This is a genomic window from Variovorax sp. CF079, from assembly GCF_900101545.1.
In the GTDB taxonomy this organism is placed as follows: Bacteria; Pseudomonadota; Gammaproteobacteria; order Burkholderiales; family Burkholderiaceae_C; genus Variovorax.
In genome coordinates, this window is the sequence record NZ_FMZU01000020.1 from 80,346 (window position 1) to 99,225 (window position 18,880).

19 protein-coding genes are annotated in these 18,880 nt (G+C 64.4%); 10 read left to right on the top strand and 9 right to left on the bottom strand.

Annotated elements, in window-relative coordinates:
• Positions 1-15: 15 nt before the first annotated feature.
• The 7 genes from dnaB to ppsA form a co-directional block, all read right to left on the bottom strand.
• Positions 16-1,422, bottom strand: coding sequence for a replicative DNA helicase (dnaB, locus tag BLS74_RS24865; RefSeq protein WP_093109826.1), 1,407 nt, complete (start codon positions 1,420-1,422; stop codon positions 16-18).
• A gap of 187 nt (positions 1,423-1,609) precedes the next feature.
• Entirely contained in the window at positions 1,610-2,062 is a 453-nt protein-coding gene (gene rplI, locus BLS74_RS24870; protein WP_093109827.1) for a 50S ribosomal protein L9, read from the bottom strand.
• Positions 2,063-2,075: 13 nt separating this feature from the next.
• A complete protein-coding gene (rpsR, locus tag BLS74_RS24875; RefSeq protein ID WP_007830781.1) occupies positions 2,076-2,357 on the bottom strand; it encodes a 30S ribosomal protein S18 in 282 nt (93 codons plus the stop codon).
• 21 nt (positions 2,358-2,378) lie between these two features.
• On the bottom strand, positions 2,379-2,681 hold the full coding sequence (gene priB, locus BLS74_RS24880) for a primosomal replication protein N (RefSeq protein ID WP_244503991.1): 303 nt from the start codon (positions 2,679-2,681) through the stop codon (positions 2,379-2,381).
• A 4-nt stretch (positions 2,682-2,685) separates the two neighbouring features.
• Positions 2,686-3,060: a 30S ribosomal protein S6 gene (rpsF, locus tag BLS74_RS24885; RefSeq protein ID WP_093109828.1), complete on the bottom strand. Its 375-nt coding sequence runs from the start codon at positions 3,058-3,060 to the stop codon at positions 2,686-2,688.
• A gap of 121 nt (positions 3,061-3,181) precedes the next feature.
• Positions 3,182-3,718 (bottom strand): hypothetical protein, encoded by a 537-nt coding sequence (locus BLS74_RS24890; protein WP_093109829.1) that lies wholly within the window; start codon positions 3,716-3,718, stop codon positions 3,182-3,184.
• A gap of 209 nt (positions 3,719-3,927) precedes the next feature.
• Complete coding sequence (ppsA, locus tag BLS74_RS24895; RefSeq protein ID WP_093109830.1) at positions 3,928-6,321, bottom strand: phosphoenolpyruvate synthase; 2,394 nt, start codon at positions 6,319-6,321, stop codon at positions 3,928-3,930.
• A gap of 194 nt (positions 6,322-6,515) precedes the next feature.
• Between ppsA and BLS74_RS24900 the strand changes: the two genes are divergently transcribed.
• The 3 genes from BLS74_RS24900 (at position 6,516) to BLS74_RS24910 (ending at position 8,868) form a co-directional block, all read left to right on the top strand.
• Positions 6,516-7,337, top strand: coding sequence for a posphoenolpyruvate synthetase regulatory kinase/phosphorylase PpsR (locus BLS74_RS24900; RefSeq protein ID WP_093109831.1), 822 nt, complete (start codon positions 6,516-6,518; stop codon positions 7,335-7,337).
• 62 nt (positions 7,338-7,399) lie between these two features.
• The gene (locus tag BLS74_RS24905) at positions 7,400-7,852 is read left to right on the top strand and encodes a MarR family winged helix-turn-helix transcriptional regulator (RefSeq protein WP_244503992.1); all 453 of its coding nucleotides are present in this window, start codon (positions 7,400-7,402) and stop codon (positions 7,850-7,852) included.
• Complete coding sequence (locus tag BLS74_RS24910; RefSeq protein ID WP_093109833.1) at positions 7,849-8,868, top strand: FUSC family protein; 1,020 nt, start codon at positions 7,849-7,851, stop codon at positions 8,866-8,868. The genes BLS74_RS24905 and BLS74_RS24910 overlap by 4 nt, the downstream gene beginning before the upstream one ends.
• Here the strand turns inward: BLS74_RS24910 and ahpF are convergent.
• Together ahpF and ahpC are read right to left on the bottom strand one after the other, a co-directional pair.
• The gene (gene ahpF, locus BLS74_RS24915) at positions 8,820-10,397 is read right to left on the bottom strand and encodes an alkyl hydroperoxide reductase subunit F (RefSeq protein ID WP_093109834.1); all 1,578 of its coding nucleotides are present in this window, start codon (positions 10,395-10,397) and stop codon (positions 8,820-8,822) included. The two genes, BLS74_RS24910 and ahpF, sit on opposite strands and share 49 nt — an antisense overlap.
• Before the next feature lie 79 nt (positions 10,398-10,476).
• Entirely contained in the window at positions 10,477-11,049 is a 573-nt protein-coding gene (gene ahpC / locus BLS74_RS24920) for an alkyl hydroperoxide reductase subunit C (protein WP_093109835.1), read from the bottom strand.
• A 239-nt stretch (positions 11,050-11,288) separates the two neighbouring features.
• Between ahpC and bfr the strand changes: the two genes are divergently transcribed.
• The 7 genes from bfr to BLS74_RS24955 all read left to right on the top strand — a co-directional run bounded on the left by bfr (position 11,289) and on the right by BLS74_RS24955 (position 18,801).
• The gene (gene bfr / locus BLS74_RS24925) at positions 11,289-11,765 is read left to right on the top strand and encodes a bacterioferritin (RefSeq protein WP_093109836.1); all 477 of its coding nucleotides are present in this window, start codon (positions 11,289-11,291) and stop codon (positions 11,763-11,765) included.
• 106 nt (positions 11,766-11,871) lie between these two features.
• Positions 11,872-12,516: a PepSY-associated TM helix domain-containing protein gene (locus tag BLS74_RS24930; RefSeq protein ID WP_093109837.1), complete on the top strand. Its 645-nt coding sequence runs from the start codon at positions 11,872-11,874 to the stop codon at positions 12,514-12,516.
• Positions 12,517-12,536: 20 nt separating this feature from the next.
• Positions 12,537-13,058, top strand: coding sequence for a DUF2271 domain-containing protein (locus BLS74_RS24935; RefSeq protein WP_093109838.1), 522 nt, complete (start codon positions 12,537-12,539; stop codon positions 13,056-13,058).
• 35 nt (positions 13,059-13,093) lie between these two features.
• Complete coding sequence (locus BLS74_RS24940) at positions 13,094-13,900, top strand: DUF4198 domain-containing protein (RefSeq protein ID WP_093109839.1); 807 nt, start codon at positions 13,094-13,096, stop codon at positions 13,898-13,900.
• Positions 13,901-13,923: 23 nt separating this feature from the next.
• Positions 13,924-14,928 (top strand): FAD:protein FMN transferase, encoded by a 1,005-nt coding sequence (locus BLS74_RS24945; RefSeq protein WP_093109840.1) that lies wholly within the window; start codon positions 13,924-13,926, stop codon positions 14,926-14,928.
• Complete coding sequence (locus tag BLS74_RS24950; RefSeq protein WP_093109841.1) at positions 14,925-16,286, top strand: sulfite reductase subunit alpha; 1,362 nt, start codon at positions 14,925-14,927, stop codon at positions 16,284-16,286. The genes BLS74_RS24945 and BLS74_RS24950 overlap by 4 nt, the downstream gene beginning before the upstream one ends.
• A gap of 226 nt (positions 16,287-16,512) precedes the next feature.
• Positions 16,513-18,801, top strand: a complete 2,289-nt coding sequence (locus BLS74_RS24955) for a catecholate siderophore receptor Fiu (protein ID WP_093109842.1) — start codon at positions 16,513-16,515, stop codon at positions 18,799-18,801.
• Positions 18,802-18,880: the final 79 nt, after the last annotated feature.

The window sequence follows — 18,880 nt, forward strand, 5'->3', positions numbered from 1 at the left end:
CGCCGCCGGCCAGGGTCAGAAGTCGGCGCCTCCGCCGCCAGCCAGGTTCTCGAACTTGGTGAGCGGCTTGAGGAATGCAAGCTTGACCGTGCCCGTCGGGCCGTTGCGATGCTTGCTGATGATCACCTCGGCCACGCCGGGCTCCTTGCTGTTCTTGTCGTAGTAGTCGTCGCGGTAGATGAACATGATGATGTCGGCGTCCTGCTCGATGGCACCGGACTCCCGAAGATCGCTCATCATCGGACGCTTGTCGGTCCGGCTTTCCACACCGCGGCTGAGCTGCGACAACGCGATCACCGGGCATTTGAGTTCCTTTGCCAGCATCTTCAGTCCGCGCGAGATCTCGCCCACGGCCGTGGCGCGGTTCTCGTCGCTCATGCTGCTCGACACGCTCATCAGCTGAAGGTAGTCGACCACGATCAGGCCGAGCTTCCCGTACTGGCGCGCGAGGCGGCGTGCGTTTGCACGAAGTTCGCTGGTCGTGAGGCCCGGTGTCTCGTCGATGTGCAGCGACACGTTGCGCAGCTTCTCGATGGCCTCGGTGAGGCGCGGCCATTCTTCGTCGGTGAGCTTGCCGGTCCGCAGGTGCCCCTGGTCGATGCGCCCGATCGAGCCGACGATACGCACCGCCAACTGCGAAGCGCCCATTTCCATCGAGAACACCGCGACCGGCAACCCCTCGTTGAGCGCCACATGCTCGGCGATGTTGATCGCCAGCGAAGTCTTCCCCATGGACGGACGCGCGGCCAGCACGATCATGTCCCCCGGCTGCAGGCCCGAGGTCATCTTGTCGAAGTCGTAGAAACCCGTGCGCACACCGGTGATGTCGTTGGGGTTCTCCGCCATCTCGGTCACGCGGTCCAGCAGTTCGACCACCAGGGAATCCATGCCCTGGAAGCCCTGCTTCATGCGCGTGCCTTCCTCACCGATGTTGAAGATCTTCTGTTCGGCCTCGTCGAGGATCTTGTCGACCGACTTGCCTTGGGTATTGAAAGCGTTGGTCGCGATTTCGTCGCTGGCGCTCACCAGCTTGCGCAGGATCGAGCGCTCGCGCACGATCTCTGCGTAGCGGCGAATGTTGCTCGCGCTCGGCACGTACTGCGCCAGCGAATTCAGGTAGACCAGACCGCCGATTTCCTCGGCCTTGCCAAGGTTCTGCAGCTGCTCGTAGACGGTGATCACGTCAGCCGGCTTGCTGGCGTTGATCAGCGTTCCTATCGCCGCATAGATCAGCTTGTGCTCGTGGCGATAGAAGTCGCCGTCGACGAGCAGGTCGCCCATGCGGTCCCAGGCGCCGTTGTCGAGCAAGAGGCCGCCGAGCACGCTCGATTCGGCCTCGATCGAATGCGGGGGGATGCGCAGCTGCGCAACTTGGCGGTCGGCCGACGGATCGTTGTCGGCATAGGAGAAAACGGCGGACATGGACTTCCTTGCAGCCGCACATGCTAAGCGGCACGGCGGACGGCGTCACCTTATAAGGCTGTGGATAAACGGTGAGTTGTCGGTGCAATGCGCGGGACAACACGGCAGGCCAAAAAGAAAGGCCGCCCAAAGGCGGCCCACAAGGACAAGATCGCACCAGCGATCTTGTTTTCTCCTTGCCGAAGGCTTACGCGCTTTCGCCGTACACCGTGACGGAGATGTCGACCACCACGTCGGTGTGCAGTGCAACGCTGACGGTGCTGTCGCCGACGGTCTTGATCGGGCCGTTGGGCATGCGCACCTGCGACTTCGCGACCTTGTAGCCCTGCTTGTTGAGCTCTTCGGCGATGTCGTGGTTGGTCACCGAGCCGAACAGGCGGCCGTCGACGCCGGCCTTCTGCGTCAGCTTGACGGTGGTGCCGGCGAGCTTCTCGCCCTGGGCTTGCGATTCGGCCAGCTTGGCAGCCGCGGCCTTTTCGAGTTCGACGCGCTTGGCTTCGAATTCGGCCTTGTTGGCTTCGGTGGCGCGGCGTGCGCGGCCCGAGGGGATCAGGAAGTTGCGCGCGTAGCCGTCCTTGACTTTGACGATCTCGCCGAGCACGCCGAGGTTGACGACCTTGTCCAGAAGAATGACTTGCATGGTGTCTTGCTCCTTAAACGCGGTGTTGGTCGCTGTACGGCACCATCGCGAGGAAGCGTGCGCGCTTGATCGCGGTGTTGAGCTGGCGCTGGTAGATCGCGCGCGTGCCGGTCAGGCGCGCGGGGATGATCTTGCCGTTTTCGCTGATGAAATCGCGCAGCGTGTCGATGTCCTTGTAGTCGATCTCTTCGACGCCGGCGACGGTGAAGCGGCAGAAGCGCTTGCGCTTGAACAGCAGCGACTGGGTGTTGCGCTTCGGGCGCTTGTCTTTGTTGAATTTCTTGAACGTGGCCATTGTGGGACCTCTTTTCGAAAATTAATCTTGCTGAAAATCCTGGATGTGCAGCACTGGGTGCTTGCCGTTGCCCGGTGTCGCGAGGAAGCCCTGAAAACGCCAGAGACTTCCCAACGCCTGTCTCGCGAGCCGCTCGGCCACTGCGCCGAAGGCCACGGCCTTGAGGGCCGCCTTGATCTGCCGGGGCTGGGCCGCTTCGGTCACCGTCGACTCGTGCTCGAGTCGCAGGTCGATAGCGGGCAGGCCGGCAGGCGTGAAGCGCAAGGTACCGAGTTCGGCGACGCAGGCAGTCAGCACGAGGCTGTTGACTGCGGCAGCGCTCACACCATCAGTTGTTGTTGGCGGCGTACTCGGCCTGCTGAGCCTTGCGGGCCTCTTCGCGCTCGACCGTCTTCATCATCGACGACGGGCCGGTCTCAGCCTTCTTCTTGACCACGGTGAGGTGGCGCAGGACGGCGTCGTTGAATTTGAACGCGTGCTCGAGTTCGGCCATCACGGCCTGCTCGGCCTCGATGTTCACGCACAGGTAGTGCGCCTTGTTGAGCTTGTTGATCTGGTAGGCCAGCTGACGGCGGCCCCAGTCTTCGACGCGGTGGACCTTGCCGCCGCCGGCCGTGATCAGGCCCTTGTAGCGCTCCAGCATGGCCGGAACTTGCTCGCTTTGATCCGGGTGGATCAGCAGAATGATTTCGTAGTGACGCATGGCACTCCTTGTGGATCTTCCGTGGAAGGGATAAAGCCACCTGCAGCGTCGGTCGCAGTGTGGCAAGGCAAAGCCGGCTATTGTAGCAGGGTATCGCCGTCCGGGAAGTGCCTGAAGATCGTCAAAGGCCCAGGGCGCGATCGAGTGCGGCCGCCTTCTCCGGGCCCACTGCGTCGCGGATCTTGGGCGACAGGGCGAGCAGTTCCTCGTAGGTCGATGTGCCTTCGACCGAGAGATTGAGCCTGAAGCCCCGCAGGCCGAGGCTGCCGGTGAGTTGGGTCGCGATCGGATAGGCGTCCTTGTAGCGTTGCTGATTCGAGCGCCCCGGGGCCGGGTGCGCCGCGGACGCCTCCGTCGGGGCGGGCGCGGCCGGCCGCGCGGCCTCCTTCGGAACTTCAACGGCCGGCGCAGCCGAATTGGGCGGGACCGAAACCGTCCCTGCGTTGGCCGCATCGGCCGTTCCGCCCACCTGCCCGAGCAAGCCGAGTTCGACCATCTGGTCGATATCCTCGCGTACGATGCCCATGCCGGCATCGAGCACTTCGCTCACCGAGCGTTTGCCATCGCACAGGATGAAGGCCGAGCGTTGGCGCGGCGTGAGCCGGATCGAACGGTCCTTGAGCGCCTGCTGCCCGGCTTCCGTCTTGACAAGAATCATGCTGTCCCCCGTCGCGAATTTCCCGAGGGCGATCGAGGTTTCATGGTTGTCCTCTGTCTACGCTCTCGGGGCTGCGCCTCCCCTAGGTCATGAGTTTGACACTAAAGATTCATCTGGTTGCAATTACACCGAGCTGACGTGGGAATTACAGGCCGGGCGTGACGGAATTTGTAGCGCGGCGGTGACAGGACCGCCGCCGCGCTCCGGCCTCAGCGCTGCGCGAGCTGCTGCCAGGTGTCGATCACGCTGTCGGGGTTCAGGGAGATCGATTCGATGCCCTCTTCCGCCAGCCAGAGCGCGAAGTCTGGATGGTCGCTGGGGCCCTGTCCGCAGATGCCCACGTACTTGCCCTGGGCCTTGCAGGCCTTGATCACGCGGCTCAGCAGGGCCTTGACTGCGGGGTCGCGCTCGTCGAAGTCAGCCGCCAGCAGTTCGAGACCGGAATCGCGGTCCAGACCCAGAGTGAGCTGCGTCAGGTCGTTCGATCCGATCGAGAAGCCGTCGAAGTACTTCAAGAACTCCTCGGGCAGGATCGCATTGCTCGGCACCTCGCACATCATGATCAGCTTGAGTTCGTTCTCTCCGCGCTTCAGGCCATGCTCGCCCAGCAATCCCGTGACGCGCTCGGCCTGGCCCAGGGTGCGCACGAAGGGCACCATGATCTGCACGTTGGTCAGGCCCATCTCGTTGCGCACGCGCTTGAGCGCCTCGCATTCCATGGCAAAGGCTTCGCCGAAGTCCGCGCTCAGGTAGCGCGCCGCGCCACGGAAGCCGAGCATCGGGTTTTCTTCCTCCGGCTCGTAGCGGCTGCCGCCGATCAGCTTGCGGTATTCGTTGGACTTGAAGTCGGACAGGCGCACGATCACCTGCTTGGGCCAGAACGCGGCGCCGATGGTGGCGATGCCTTCGGCGACCTTGTCGACGTAGAAGGCGCGCGGCGAGGCATGGCCGCGCGCCACCGATTCGACGGCCTTCTTGAGGTCCGCATCGACATTCGGGTAGTCGAGGATCGCCTTGGGATGCACGCCGATGTTGTTGTTGATGATGAATTCGAGCCGCGCCAGGCCGACCCCGTGGTTCGGCAACTGGGCAAAGTCGAAGGCGAGCTGCGGATTGCCCACGTTCATCATGAGCTTGATGTCGATCTCGGGCATTTCGCCGCGCTGGACTTCAGTGACTTCGGTTTCCAGCAGGCCGTCGTAGATGAAGCCGGTATCGCCTTCGGCGCAGCTCACCGTGACCAGGGTGCCGTCCTTCAGCAGGTCGGTGGCATCGCCGCAGCCGACCACGGCCGGAATGCCGAGTTCGCGCGCGATGATCGCCGCATGGCAGGTGCGGCCGCCGCGGTTGGTGACGATCGCGGCAGCGCGCTTCATCACCGGTTCCCAGTTCGGGTCGGTCATGTCGGTTACCAGCACATCGCCGGGCTGGACCTTGTCCATCTCGCTGATGCTGTGAACCAGGCGCACCGGACCGGTGCCGATCTTCTGCCCGATGGCACGCCCCTCGGCCAGCACGGCGCCCTTGGCCAGCAGCTTGTAGCGCTGCTCAGCCTTGCCCTGCTGCTGGCTCTTCACGGTTTCGGGGCGCGCCTGCAGGATGTAGAGCTGGCCGTCGGTGCCGTCCTTGCCCCACTCGATGTCCATCGGACGGCCATAGTGCTCCTCGATCACCAAGGCGTACTTCGCAAGCTGCTCGACATCGGCGTCGCTCAGCGAATAGCGGTTGCGCTGCTCGGTCGGCACGTCGGTGGTCTTCACCAGCTTGCCGCTGGCCGCCTTTTCCTCCGCGCTCGCGAACTCCATCTGGATCAGCTTGGAGCCGAGGTTGCGCCGGATCACCGCGCGCTTGCCGGCCCGAAGGGTGGGCTTGTGCACGTAGAACTCGTCGGGATTCACCGCGCCCTGCACTACCGTCTCGCCCAGGCCGTAGCTCGAGGTGATGAAGACCACGTCCTCGAAGCCGGACTCGGTATCGATCGTGAACATCACGCCCGCAGCGCCCAGGTCGCTGCGCACCATGCGCTGCACGCCGGCCGACAGCGCCACGACGTCATGGGCGAAACCCTTGTGAACCCGGTAGCTGATGGCGCGATCGTTGTAGAGGGAGGCGAACACCTCCTTCATCTTGTGGAGCACGTCGTCGATGCCCACCACATTGAGGAAGGTCTCCTGCTGGCCCGCGAACGAGGCGTCTGGAAGGTCTTCTGCGGTGGCCGACGAGCGCACGGCAAAAGAGGCTTCGGGGTTGCCCGCGCTGAGCTTGGCGAAGGCCTCGCCGATCGCCTTCTGCAGGTCGGCCGGGAAAGGCTGGGCCTCGACCATGGCGCGGATCTCGGCGCCGACCGTGGCCAGCGCGCGCACGTCCTCGGTATTCAGGCTCTTGAGCTTGGCGCTGATCCGGTCGGCCAAGCCGTCATGGGCGAGAAACTGGCGGAACGCGTGGGCGGTGGTCGCAAACCCCGTGGGTACACGAACCCCCTGGGGCAGTTGGGAAATCATCTCGCCGAGGCTGGCGTTCTTGCCGCCGACCGACTCGACGTCGGTCATCCTCAGGTTTTCAAACGCAACGACCAGGGCGGTCGCTTCGAAGAGTGCAGACATGGGAAAGCTCCAGAAGTTAAAACCGGGGCAACATGCAGACGGCGCGACGCAATCGTTCTTTTTGCTCTGGGCGCAGGGGCGGTGTGCATGAAAGAAGGCATTGGGATTGGGGAACGGCGCTGGCGCATTCCCGATAATGGGCCGGATTGTAGGCGCCGCCCGCTTCGGCGCGCCGCAGGACAAGGCCGCCAACCATGCACACGCGCACCGTTTTCTTCGTTTCCGACGGCACCGGCATCACTGCCGAAACCTTCGGTAACGCCGTCCTCGCCCAGTTCGAGATGAAGCCCCGCCACGTGCGGCTGCCCTTCACCGACACGGTCGACAAGGCCCACCAGGCCGTGCGGCGGATCAATCACACGGCCGAAATCGAGGGTCTGCGGCCGATCGTCTTCACGACGCTGGCCAACATGGACGTGCTCGAGGTGATCGAGACCGGCTGCAAGGGCATGCTGCTCGACATGTTCGGCACCTTCGTGCGGCCGCTCGAAATCGAGCTGGCGATGAAGTCGAACCATCGCATCGGCCGCTTCAGCGACGTGAGCAAGAGCAAGGAATACAACGCGCGGATCCAGGCCATCGACTTCAGCCTGGCGCACGACGACGGCCAGAGCAACCGCGACCTCGACGGCGCCGACGTGATCCTGGTCGGCGTCAGCCGCAGCGGCAAGACGCCCACTTCGCTCTATCTCGCCATGCAGCATGGCCTGAAGGCCGCGAACTACCCGCTGATCCCCGAAGACTTCGACCGCCGGCAGTTGCCGCCAGCCCTGATGCCACATCGCAAGAAGATCTTCGGCCTCACGATCCAGCCCGAGCGCCTGAGCGAGATCCGCAACGAACGGCGCCCGAACTCGCGCTACGCGAGCATCGAGAATTGCCGGCATGAGGTGAGCGAGGCCGAGGCGATGATGCGGCGGGCCGGCATCCGCTGGCTGTCGACCACCACCAAGTCGATCGAGGAAATCGCGACCACCATCCTGCAGGAGCTGCGGCCCGAGCGGCTGACCTACTGATTGGCTTTTACTAAGATTGATCTTATGATCTGCGGATGGCTCCCAAACCTCCCGCAGATGCGATGCACACCGCCGTGCGTCTGCGCGCGGCGGTTTCGCAGCTGACACGGCATCTTCGTTCGCAGGGCAGTACAGACCAGCCAGGTTCGGCCAAGCTGAGCGTGCTCGGACAGCTGTACCGGCGCGGCCCGCTGACGCCGACTCAACTGGCGCTGCACGAGCGGGTCAAGCTCCAGACCTTGACGAGGCTGCTCGCAGAAATCGAGACCGATGGCCTCGTGGAGCGTCGTGCCCACGAGGGCGACGCGCGCAAATCGATCCTGTCCCTGACTGCCGCAGGCGCGCATCTGCTCACCGCCGAGGTGCATCGCAGGGAGGCGTCGCTTGCATCCGCGCTCGGCGCACAGCTGAGCGCCGGTGAGCGCGCGCAATTGCTCGCGGCCTGCGAGCTCATCGACCGTGTGGCCGAAGGCTTGGGCGCGCAGCCTTCAACAGTCCCGGTCGGGCGTTCATGAACGACGCCACGTTGCGCCACGGCCTTCAACTGGCGGCCGCGGTAGTGCTGTCCTACCTGGCGTCCGATGCCCTGCATATGCCCGAGAGCTTCTGGGCCGTGATGAGCGCCTTGATCGTGATGCGCCCGACCACGGGCTCCACGCTCGGTGCGGGCTGGGACCGGGTGCGCGGCACGCTGGCCGGTACCGGCCTGGGACTGGCCGGTGTCTGGCTGCAGCATCACATCGGGGTGGGGTCGACGGCGGCCACGCTCGGCACCGTGGCACTGCTCGCGCTGGGCAGCGCATGGATTGCTTCGATGCGCAGCGCGCCGATCGCTGCATTGATCGTGCTGTCCAGCGGCGGGATCGCGGGCCACCCGGCGCTCGAGGTCGCCGGCCTGCGCGTGGTCGAGATGGCGATCGGGGTCTCGACGGGCCTGGCGATCTCCATGCTGGGGCTGGCATCGCGCACGCAAGCGCGCTTCGATGCGGCGTGTGCGTCGGTCTTGCGGCGCATCGCGGCCGACGTGCAACGCGATCTCGGCCCGGCGCCTTTGACGCCGGAAGAAAAGCAGGCCGCCGCTGGCGCAGCGCGGCTCGCATTGCGCGACTTGGCCGTGATGGCGGTGGGCGCCGATCGGGAAGCGAAGCTCTGGCGCCGCCTGCGCCGCAGAGCGCAGGACGGCGCCGAGGATTGCGCCCGGACGGCGCAGTTCGTGGCACGCATCGCGCATGACGCCGCCCTGTTCGCTCGGCTGGCCGAGAGCGCGCCGCTCGCGCGCGACGATGCAGCATGGACAGCACTCGGCCAAGCCGCGGGGCGAGCGCTCGAAAGCAGCGCAGAAAGCCTGGAAGCAGGCGCTCCACCCGATCTTGCCGCGTTGCGCCGGTTCGCCCCGGCCTCGCCTTCTTCGCCGATCCCGTGGATCGCACCCGCCGCCCGCCTGCTGATGCAGGACTTGACGGGCCTCGCCCGCCTTCGCCTTCAGGCAGCCACGGCCTCCTCTGCCGGCGCCGAGGTCCGGATCAGGTGATCGAAGGCGCTGAGCGCGGCCTTCGCACCATCGCCGGCCGCAATGATGATTTGCTTGAACGGCACCGTCGTCGCATCGCCCGCCGCGAACACGCCGGGCACCGAGGTCTGGCCCTTCGCGTCGACCACGATCTCGCCGTGCTTCGAGAGCTCGACCGTGCCCTTGAGCCAATCGGTGTTGGGCACCAGGCCAATCTGCACGAACACGCCTTCGAGTTCCACCTGGTGGCTCTCGCCCGTCGCGCGGTCCTTGTAGGTCAGGCCGTTGACCTTCTGCTTGTCGCCGGTGATCTCGGTCGTCTGTGCGTTGGTGACGATCCTGACGTTCGCCAGGCTCTTCAGCTTGCGCTGCAGCACCGCGTCGGCGCGCAGTTGCGTGTCGTACTCGATCAGCGTCACGTGGCCCACGATGCCGGCGAGGTCGATCGCCGCTTCGACGCCCGAATTGCCGCCGCCGATCACGGCCACGCGCTTGCCCTTGAAGAGCGGGCCGTCGCAGTGCGGGCAGTAGGCCACGCCCTTGTTCTTGTACTCGTGCTCGCCCGCCACGTTGATGTTGCGCCAGCGCGCCCCGGTCGAGATCACGACCGAGCGGCTCTTGAGCGAAGCACCGCTCTCGAGCTTGATCTCGATGAAATCCTTGCCCGGCACCAGCGCCGCGGCGCGCTGCAGGTTCATGATGTCGACCTCGTAGTTGCGCACGTGCTCCTCGAGCGCCAGCGCGAACTTGGGCCCTTCGGTTTCCTTGATCGAGATGAAGTTCTCGATGCCCATGGTGTCGAGCACCTGGCCGCCGAAGCGCTCGGACGCCACGCCTGTGCGGATGCCCTTGCGCGCCGCATACACGGCCGCTGCCGCGCCGGCCGGCCCGCCGCCGACGATGAGCACGTCGAACGGAGCCTTGCCGGCGATCTTTTTCGCCTCGCGCTCGACGCCGCTGGTGTCGATCTTGGCCAGGATTTCTTCCAGGCTCATGCGGCCCTGGCCGAATTCGGTGCCGTTCAGGAACACGGTCGGCACGGCCATGATCTGGCGTTCTTTCACCTCGTCCTGGAACAGCGAGCCGTCGATCATGGTGGTCTTGATGCGCGGGTTCTGCACCGCCATCAGATTGAGCGCCTGCACGACGTCCGGGCAGTTGTGGCAAGTGAGCGAGATGTAGATCTCGAACTCGAAATCGCCGTCGAGCGCGCGAATCTGCTGCAGCACGGCTTCGTCGACCTTGGGCGGATAGCCGCCGACCTGCAGCAACGCGAGCACCAGCGAGGTGAATTCGTGGCCCATCGGAATGCCCGCGAAGCGCGGGCCATGGCTCTGGCTCGGCCGGTTGATCGAGAACGAGGGCTTGCGATGGTTGTCGTCGCGGCTCTCGGTCACCTTCACCAGCGAAGACGAGTCGGCTACGTCCTTCAGCAACGATTGCAGATCGCCCGACGCCTTGCTGTCGTCGAGCGAAGCGACGATTTCGATCGGCTGCGTGATGCGGTCGAGATAGCTTTTCAGTTGTGCCTTGGTGCCGGCGTCGAGCATGGTGAACTCACTTTGAAAATACGAGGGGAACAAAAAAGCCCGGGAGCGAAACGCGCCCGGGCCTGGCGCAAACGGCGAGTTAGATCTTGCCGACGAGGTCGAAGGAAGGCTTGAGCGTTTCGGCGCCTTCGGTCCACTTGGCCGGGCAGACCTCACCGGGGTGGGCAGCCACGTACTGGGCGGCCTTCACGCGGCGCAGCAGCTCGGCGGCGTCGCGGCCAATGCCGTTGTCGTGCACTTCGATGGTCTTGATCTTGCCTTCGGGGTCGATCACGAAGGTGCCGCGATAGGCGAGGCCTGCGTCTTCGCCCTCTTCGATGAGGACCTGGAAGGCACGTGCGAGTTGCTGGCTGGGGTCGCCGATCAGCGGGTACTGGACCTTGCCGATGGTTTCCGAGGTGTCGTGCCAGGCCTTGTGGGTGAAGTGGGTGTCGGTCGACACGCCATACACCTCGACGCCGAGCTTCTGGAATTCAGCATAGTGGTCGGCCAGGTCGCCCAGTTCGGTCGGGCACACGAAAGTGAAGTCGGCCGGGTAGAACACCACGACGGACCACTTGCCCTTGAAGTTTTCGTTGCTGACCGGAACGAACTTGCCGTTGTGGTACGCGGTGGCCTTGAAAGGGATGATTTCGGTGTTGATCAGGGACATTCAGTTTTCCTTGGGTGACTGATGAAAGAAAGTGGCGAGCGATTAGTATAACTACCAATAAAGGCAAATTCATAGTTATGAACTATGAAAAAAATTGCGGTGGCCTATGAGGTCGGCGGCCACCGCCAAATGCGAACACCTATCACGATCAAACGCATGCAGACCGCGAGCGCATGGGTTTGCTTGCGTGCTGTCACGAGCGGCTCACACAATCGACGCTTTCAGAACAAGGAATAACCATGAAGGGCGACCCTCAAGTCATCGACCATCTCCAGGCACAGCTCAAGAACGAGCTCACTGCGATCAACCAGTACTTCCTGCACTACCGCATGCTCAAGCACTGGGGCCTGGACAAGCTGGCCAAGAAGGAATACGAGGAGTCGATCGGCGAAATGAAACACGCCGACAAGCTCATGGATCGCATCTTTGTGCTCGACGGCCTGCCGAATCTTCAGGATCTGGCCAAGCTCAATGTCGGCGAAGACGTCCCCGAGATCCTGCAGTGCGACCTCACGGCAGAGACCGGCGCACAAGCCACCATCAAGGCCGGCATCGCCCACTGCGAATCGGTGCGCGACTATGTCTCGCGCGACCTGCTGCAAGAGATCCTGGACGACACCGAAGAGCACATCGACTTCCTCGAAACCCAGATCGATCTGGTCGACAAGGTCGGGCTGCAGAACTATCTGCAGTCGCAAATGGGCGAGATCGAATAAGGCGCATCGCGCCATGCAGGCGGGCTGCGGCCCGCATTTTTTTGCCCGCATCGCGTCTTGTAAATGGCATTCATTCTCATTTGCAAGGCTAGAATCGCGGGCTCCAATGCCCCCCGCCGCCACCGACAACCGCCGCCGCGCCTACTGGCTCAAGACCTTGCATGAATGGCATTGGGTCAGCTCGGCGCTCTGCCTGATCGGCATGGCGCTGTTCAGCGTCACGGGATTCACCCTCAATCATGCCGCCGGCATCGAAGCCAAGCCGAAGGTCAGCAGCCTGACTGGCACTATCGACAACGCGTTGCGCGGCCACCTCGCGCAACAACTGCCGGCTGCCAAGGCGCGAAAAGGCAAGGCCGAACTCCCGGCAGAACTTCAGGCCTGGGTGCACAAGCAATGGGCGATCGACACTTCGGGCCGCGAAGCCGAGTGGTCCGACGACGAAATCTATCTCTCGCTCCCGCGCCCCGGCGGCGACGCCTGGCTGCGGCTCAGCCTGTCCGACGGGCAGATCGAATACGAACGCACGGACCGCGGCTGGCTCTCCTATTTCAACGACCTGCACAAGGGCCGCCACACCGGCGTTGCCTGGAGCTGGTTCATCGACATTTTTGCGGCCGCCACGCTGGTGTTCTCGGTCAGCGGCCTGTTCATTCTCAAGATGCACGCAGGCAACCGGCCTTTCACCTGGCCCATGGTGGGCATGGGTCTGGTCGTGCCGGTGCTGCTCGCGCTGTTGTTCGTTCATTGATCCAGGAAAGAGGTTTTCCCGTGCAAGTTCGCTATTCGCTCGCGCTCGCAGCGCTCTTCGGCGCGCCCGCCTTCGCAGCCGGCCTCGCGGTCAACATCGAAGTGCCGCGCCTGACGGTGGCCGAATACCACCGCCCGTACGTCGCAGCGTGGATCGAGCGCGCCGACCAGTCGGTCGCCACCACGCTGGCCGTCTGGTACGACATCAAGAACAAGGGCAACGCGGAAGGCGAAGGCACCAAGTGGCTCAAGGACATGCGCCAGTGGTGGCGGCGCACGGGACGCGAGCTGCAAATGCCGGTCGACGGCGTGAGCAGCGCCACCCGCCCTGCCGGCAAGCACCAGATCAGCTTCACCGAAGGCTCGGTCGCACTGCCGAAGCTGGCGCCGGGCGCCTACAAGCTGTACGTCGAAGCGGCACGCGAAGTCGGCGGCCGCGAGATCGTGAGCATTCCGTTCCAGTGGCCGCCGGCCAAAGCCGAGCAGCCCCAGGTCGCCGGCAACAGCGAGCTCGGCGAAGTCCGGCTCGAGCTCAAGCCTTGATCCATCCCCTTTCATCCTCCTCATCGGGTCTCACCATGAAGTTCGCTTTTCGCACCGCCGCCCTGGCCCTTGCTCTTTCCGCCGGCGCCGCTGCCGTGCAGGCGCACAACGTGTGGCTGCTGCCTTCGAGCACCGTGCTCTCGAAAGGCGACTGGATCACGGTCGACGCGGCCGTTTCGAACGACTTGTTCTTCTTCAATCACAACCCGCTGGCGCTCGACAACTTGGCCGTGACCGCACCAGACGGCAGCGCCGTGAAGGCCGAGAACATCCACAAGGGCAAGTTGCGCAGCGTGTTCGACCTCAACCTCGCGCAGCCCGGCACCTACCGCGTCGCGGTGCTCAATGGCGGCGTGTTTGCCCGCTGGAAGGACAAGGCCACCGGGCAACCCAAGCGCGCACGCGGCACGCCGGAGAACATTGCCAGCCAGATCCCGGCCGATGCGCAGGAGGTCGAGGTAACGCAGTCGGCCGGCCGCATCGAAACCTTCGTGACCGTGGGCAAGCCCGGTGTGCTCAAACCGAGCGGCAAGGGCCTGGAACTGGTGACCACCACCCACCCGACAGATCTGGTGAAGGGGGAGAAGGCCAGCTTCGTCCTGCAGATCGACGGGCAACCGGCCAAGGACCTCGAAGTGACGGTCACGCCCGGCAACACGCGCTACCGCGACAAGGTGGATGAGATCACGGCCAAGACCGACGCCAAGGGCCAGTTCTCCGTGATTTGGCCGCAAGCCGGCATGTACTGGCTCGAAGCCAGCACCAAGGACGGCAAGACCACGGTGCCGCAAGCCAAGGAGCGGCGCCTGAGCTATGCCGCCACCTTGGAAGTGATGCCCTGAACACGTCTCGGGACACGCCGCACATGCGGCCTTCTTTCGCGGTCCGGCGCACGGGTGGCTATGCCAACGCGGCCGTGCCGCGTCGCGCCGATCCTGCGAGTCTTCAGCAACTTGCCGGGCGGACCATGGGCACGACCTGGTCGCTCAGGTTCGACAACCCGCTCTTGATTCCTCGGGACGCCGTTCGCGCGAGTGCAGAGGCTGCGCTGGACCGGGTGATCGCCCAGATGAGCACCTGGGAATCGGACTCGGACATCAGCCGCTTCAACCGCGCTGCTGCCGGCAGCCGGCATGCACTGGCGCCCGAATTCGGCAAGGTGCTTGCCTGCGCATTGCAATGGGCTGCGGCAAGCGACGGCGCCGTCGATCCGACCATCGGGGCGCTGGTGGCGCTCTGGGGTTTCGGCGCGCACGCCAATGCATCGCCATCGCCGCCCTCGCCCGCCGAACTCGCGGCGGCACGCTCGCATGTCGGCTGGCAGCGCATCGCCTTCGAGTCCGATACCAATTCGATCCTGCAGCCGGGCGGTGTCTGGCTCGATCTCTCGGGCATCGCCAAGGGCTTTGCGGTCGACCAAGTAGCAGCTGAGCTGCAAATTCTCGGGCTCGGGGATTTTCTCGTTGAAGTGGGCGGCGAACTGCGTGGCGTCGGCCGCCGCCCCGGTGGGCAGCCCTGGCAAGTCCAGATCGATGCCGCGTCCGGTGTCGCAACACGCATTGCGCTCAGCGACATGGCGCTTGCCACTTCGGGCGACCGCTGGCACCTGCGTCAACACGAGGGGCGAAGCTGGTCGCACACCCTCGATCCGCGCTGCGGCGAGCCGAGCGGCCATGCGCTGACAGCGGTGACGGTGCTGCACCGCCAATGCATGCACGCCGATGCGCTCGCCACCGTTCTCACGGTGCTCGGTCCGGACGACGGCTTGACCTTTGCGCAGCATCACGGAATCGCAGCCCTGTTCGTTGGCCGCGAAGGTGCGGGGCACCGGGCGCTGACCAGCGAGGCCTGGACAGCGCAAGTTGCATGACCGAAGCCACCGTGCGCGCGCTGGCAGCCGGCTCGACCGTGTGCGCCTACGCGGGCCTGTGCCTCGCGGTGTACTGGCGCGAACGCCGACGCAATCAGGTCCTGGCACGCGCTGCCGCAGCGCTCGCGGGGGATGGCGCCGAGGAGACCGCGTTGGTGCTGTACGCAAGCCAGACCGGCCAGGCCGAAGCCATCGCCTGGCAGACCGCAGCCTGGCTGCGTGCGGCAGGGACCCCGGTCCGCGTCATGTCGCTCAACGAAGCCGATACGAAGACCTTGCGTGGCGCAAGCTCTGCGCTCTTCATCGCCAGCACTTACGGTGAAGGCGACGCACCCGACGGCGCCAGCGTGTTCGCCGAGCAGGTGATGGGCAGCACTGCCGACTTCTCCTCGTTGCGCTACGCCGTGCTCGCATTGGGTGACCGCCAGTACGCAAGCTTCTGCGGCTTCGGCCGCGCGCTCGACGAATGGCTTCACTCGGCCGGCGCCACACGCACATTCGAACGCCTTGAAGTCGACAATACCGACCCGGCCAGCCTCGCCGTCTGGCGAGCCCGATGCGGCGGCGACGCAGTTGCGCAGGCGGAAGACAGCAGCGCAAGGACCATGCCCTGGCGTCTCGCAGCGCGCGAGCGCTTGAATGCGGGCAGCGCCGGCGCGCCGGTGTACCACCTGGCGTTCGTGGCGCCGGCGGGAACTGCAGCACAGTGGGAGTCCGGAGACGTGGCGCAGATCACCATCGCCAGCGATCCAGGTCGACCGCGCGACTATTCGATCTCCTCGATTCAAACCGACGGAGAACTCCAGTTGCTGGTGCGCCAGGAACAGCACCCCGACGGGACTCTGGGTGCCGCATCGGGCCTGCTGACCTCGACATTGGCCATCGGTGACACGGTCGCGCTGCGCCTGCGGCCCCACCGCAATTTCCGCCTCGAAGGCAATGCGCAGCGGCCGCTGATTCTCATCGGCAACGGCACCGGGCTGGCCGGCCTGCGCAGCCATCTGCGAGCCCGTGCCGCCGCCCGCCAGCACGACAACTGGCTGGTGTTCGGGGAGCGCAATGTGCGGCATGACTTTCTCTACCGCGCCGAAATCGAAGCTTGGAACGCCGCAGGCGTTCTGCGCCGGCTCGACATGGTCTTTTCGCGCGATCAGCCCGACCGGCTCTATGTCCAGCACCGCTTGCTGCAGGCTTGCGAGGAAGTGCTCTCGTGGATCGGTCGCGGTGCAGCCGTGTATGTGTGCGGCAGCCTGCAGGGAATGGCCTCCGGCGTCGACGCGGCATTGCGCCAGATCGCCGGTGAAGCCCTGGTGCGTGAACTCACGGCCACCGGCCGCTATAGACGCGACGTCTATTGACTTTGGCGCCTGCACGCCGCGCCAGTTGCCAACTGGCAACAAACACAGCGGAACTTAGTCTCAATTTTGGAAATACGTAATCAAACGTATTGAGATTGATTATCATTCGCTTCGAGTTCGCGCAGCCGCAACTCAGCTCACCCAGCCAATCCCGCCGCCTCTTGGAGGAGCGCGCTCGGACCCGCCAGTCGAGTTCTCACATGCCGTCCTTCCCGGAGAACCCTTCATGGCCTACATCAAGAGCCGCAAGCACGCCGTCGGGCGTGCACCGTCACCCCAGTTGACTGGCGCAGCAGCCGCAACCCTGATCGCGATATCGATGCCCGTAGCGGCGCAGACCAGCACGGCGAACACGTTGCGCGAAGTCAAGATCGAAGCGACGGCCGATGGCTACAAGCCCGAAACGTCTTCATCGCCCAAGTTCACCCAGCCCCTGGTGGATACGCCCCAAACCATCACCGTCATCAAGAAAGAGGTCCTGCAGGACCAGGGCGCGACGACGCTGACCGAGGCGCTGCGCAATACGCCCGGCATTACCTTCCAGATGGGGGAAAACGGCAACACGTCCACAGGCGACGCCGTGTTCATGCGCGGCTTCGACACCTCGGGCAGCATCTTCGTCGACGGCATCCGCGACGTGGGCACCGTCTCGCGCGACATGTTCAATATCGAGCAGGTCGAGGTCGTCAAAGGCCCGGCGGGCGCCGACATTGGCCGCGGATCGCCGACCGGCTACATCAATCTCGTATCCAAAGTACCCACCGCCGAGAACTTCTTCGCCGGCAGCGTGAGCCTGGGCTCCGCCAGCCAGAAGCGGGCGACGGTCGACCTCAACCGGGCGCTGAACGAAACTGGTTCCGTGGCATTTCGTCTGAATGCCATGGTGCAGGACGGCGGCGTGCCGGGACGGGACCTGGTCCAAAACAATCGATCGGGCATCGCGCCCTCGCTCGCCATCGGCCTCGGTACGCCGACGCGCATCTACCTGTCCTATCTGCACATGGATCAGAAGAATCGCCCTGACGGCGGTATTCCAGTGGTCGGCCTCGAAGGCTACTACCTTGCCGATCTGGCGCGCATCGGCGGCAACGGGCCCCGGGTCGACACCAACAACTACTACGGCTTTCTGTCGGACCATGACGACGTGAAGGCCGACATGTTCACGGCGCGCATCGAACACGATATTGCGCCCGGCGTGACCATCCGCAACATCTCCCGCTGGGGCCGCACCAAGCAGGACCTGGTACTCACGGGTGTGTTCAGCAACGGGCTGCTCGTCCCGAACGTGTTCAATCCGCTCGGCTGGTCGGTGCGCACGACGCCGCAGGGCAAGCTTCAAGACAACGAGATCTTTGCGAACCAGACGAACATCACGGCGGACCTGACCCTGGGCGGCTTGAAGCACTCCATCAGCGCCGGCGTCGAATTGGGCCGCGAAGAGCAGGACAACACCGCCGTGGCGGCCCAGATCAACGCGCTCAACGGCGTGCGCTCGGGCACTTCGTTCCTTGCCTACAACAACCTCTACGCCCCCAACGTCAACCGCGCCTTCGTTCCGGTGCTGCCGACCGGCGCCAGCACGGCCGGCAAGACGACCACGGCCGCGCTGTACGCTTTCGACACCATCAAGCTCAACGAGCAATGGCTGATCAACGGCGGTCTCCGCTACGAGCACTACAAGAGCGACTTTTCCGGCCTGGACGCACCTGCAGCCAACGGGACGCAACTCGCAACACGGCTCGGTAAATCCGACAACCTTCTCACAGGCAAGGTAGGCGTGGTGTTCAAGCCGACCCCCAACGGCAGCATCTATGCCGCCTACGCCACGTCCGCGAAACCGCCAGGCTCCGACTTCGCGCTGTCGGGCACGGCCACCAACATCAACAATCCGAACCTCGATCCGCAGAAGGCGAAGACCGCCGAGGTCGGCACCAAGTGGGATCTGCTCGACAAGCGCCTCGCGGTGACCGGCGCACTGTTCCGGACAACCAACGAGAACGAACAGGTTCAGATCGATACCTTCGGCAACACCGAGCAATACGGCAAGACGCGCGTGCAAGGCGTGGAACTGAGCGCCATCGGGCAGATCACGCCTGCATGGCAGGTCATTGCAGGCATTGCCAGCATCGACACCGAGATCCTGGAAGGTTCGCGGACAAGCACCACGCAGAACGGCGCGCAAATTCGCTTCTCGCCGAAGCTCACGGCCACGCTTTGGACGACCTACAAGTTTCCCATGGGCCTGATCGTCGGCGCAGGCGCACGTTACGTCGACACGCAGGCGCGGGCGACGTCGAACGCGGCGCTGACACCGACCACCTTCTTCCCGACCATTCCGAGCTATACGGTCTTCGACGCGATGATCGGCTACGAAATCAACAAGAACGTGGCGATCCAGCTCAACCTGTACAACCTGACGGACAAGTTCTATCTGGCACGGGTGAACAACGCAGGGAACCGGCTGACGGTGGGGACGCCGCGCTCCGCGACGTTGACCGCCAACTTCAAGTTCTGACACGCCCCGGCATCCCACTCTCGAGGACTGCGAAACTCGCAGCCCCAGTCGTCGCGCTGGGGCTTTTTTCATGGAGATC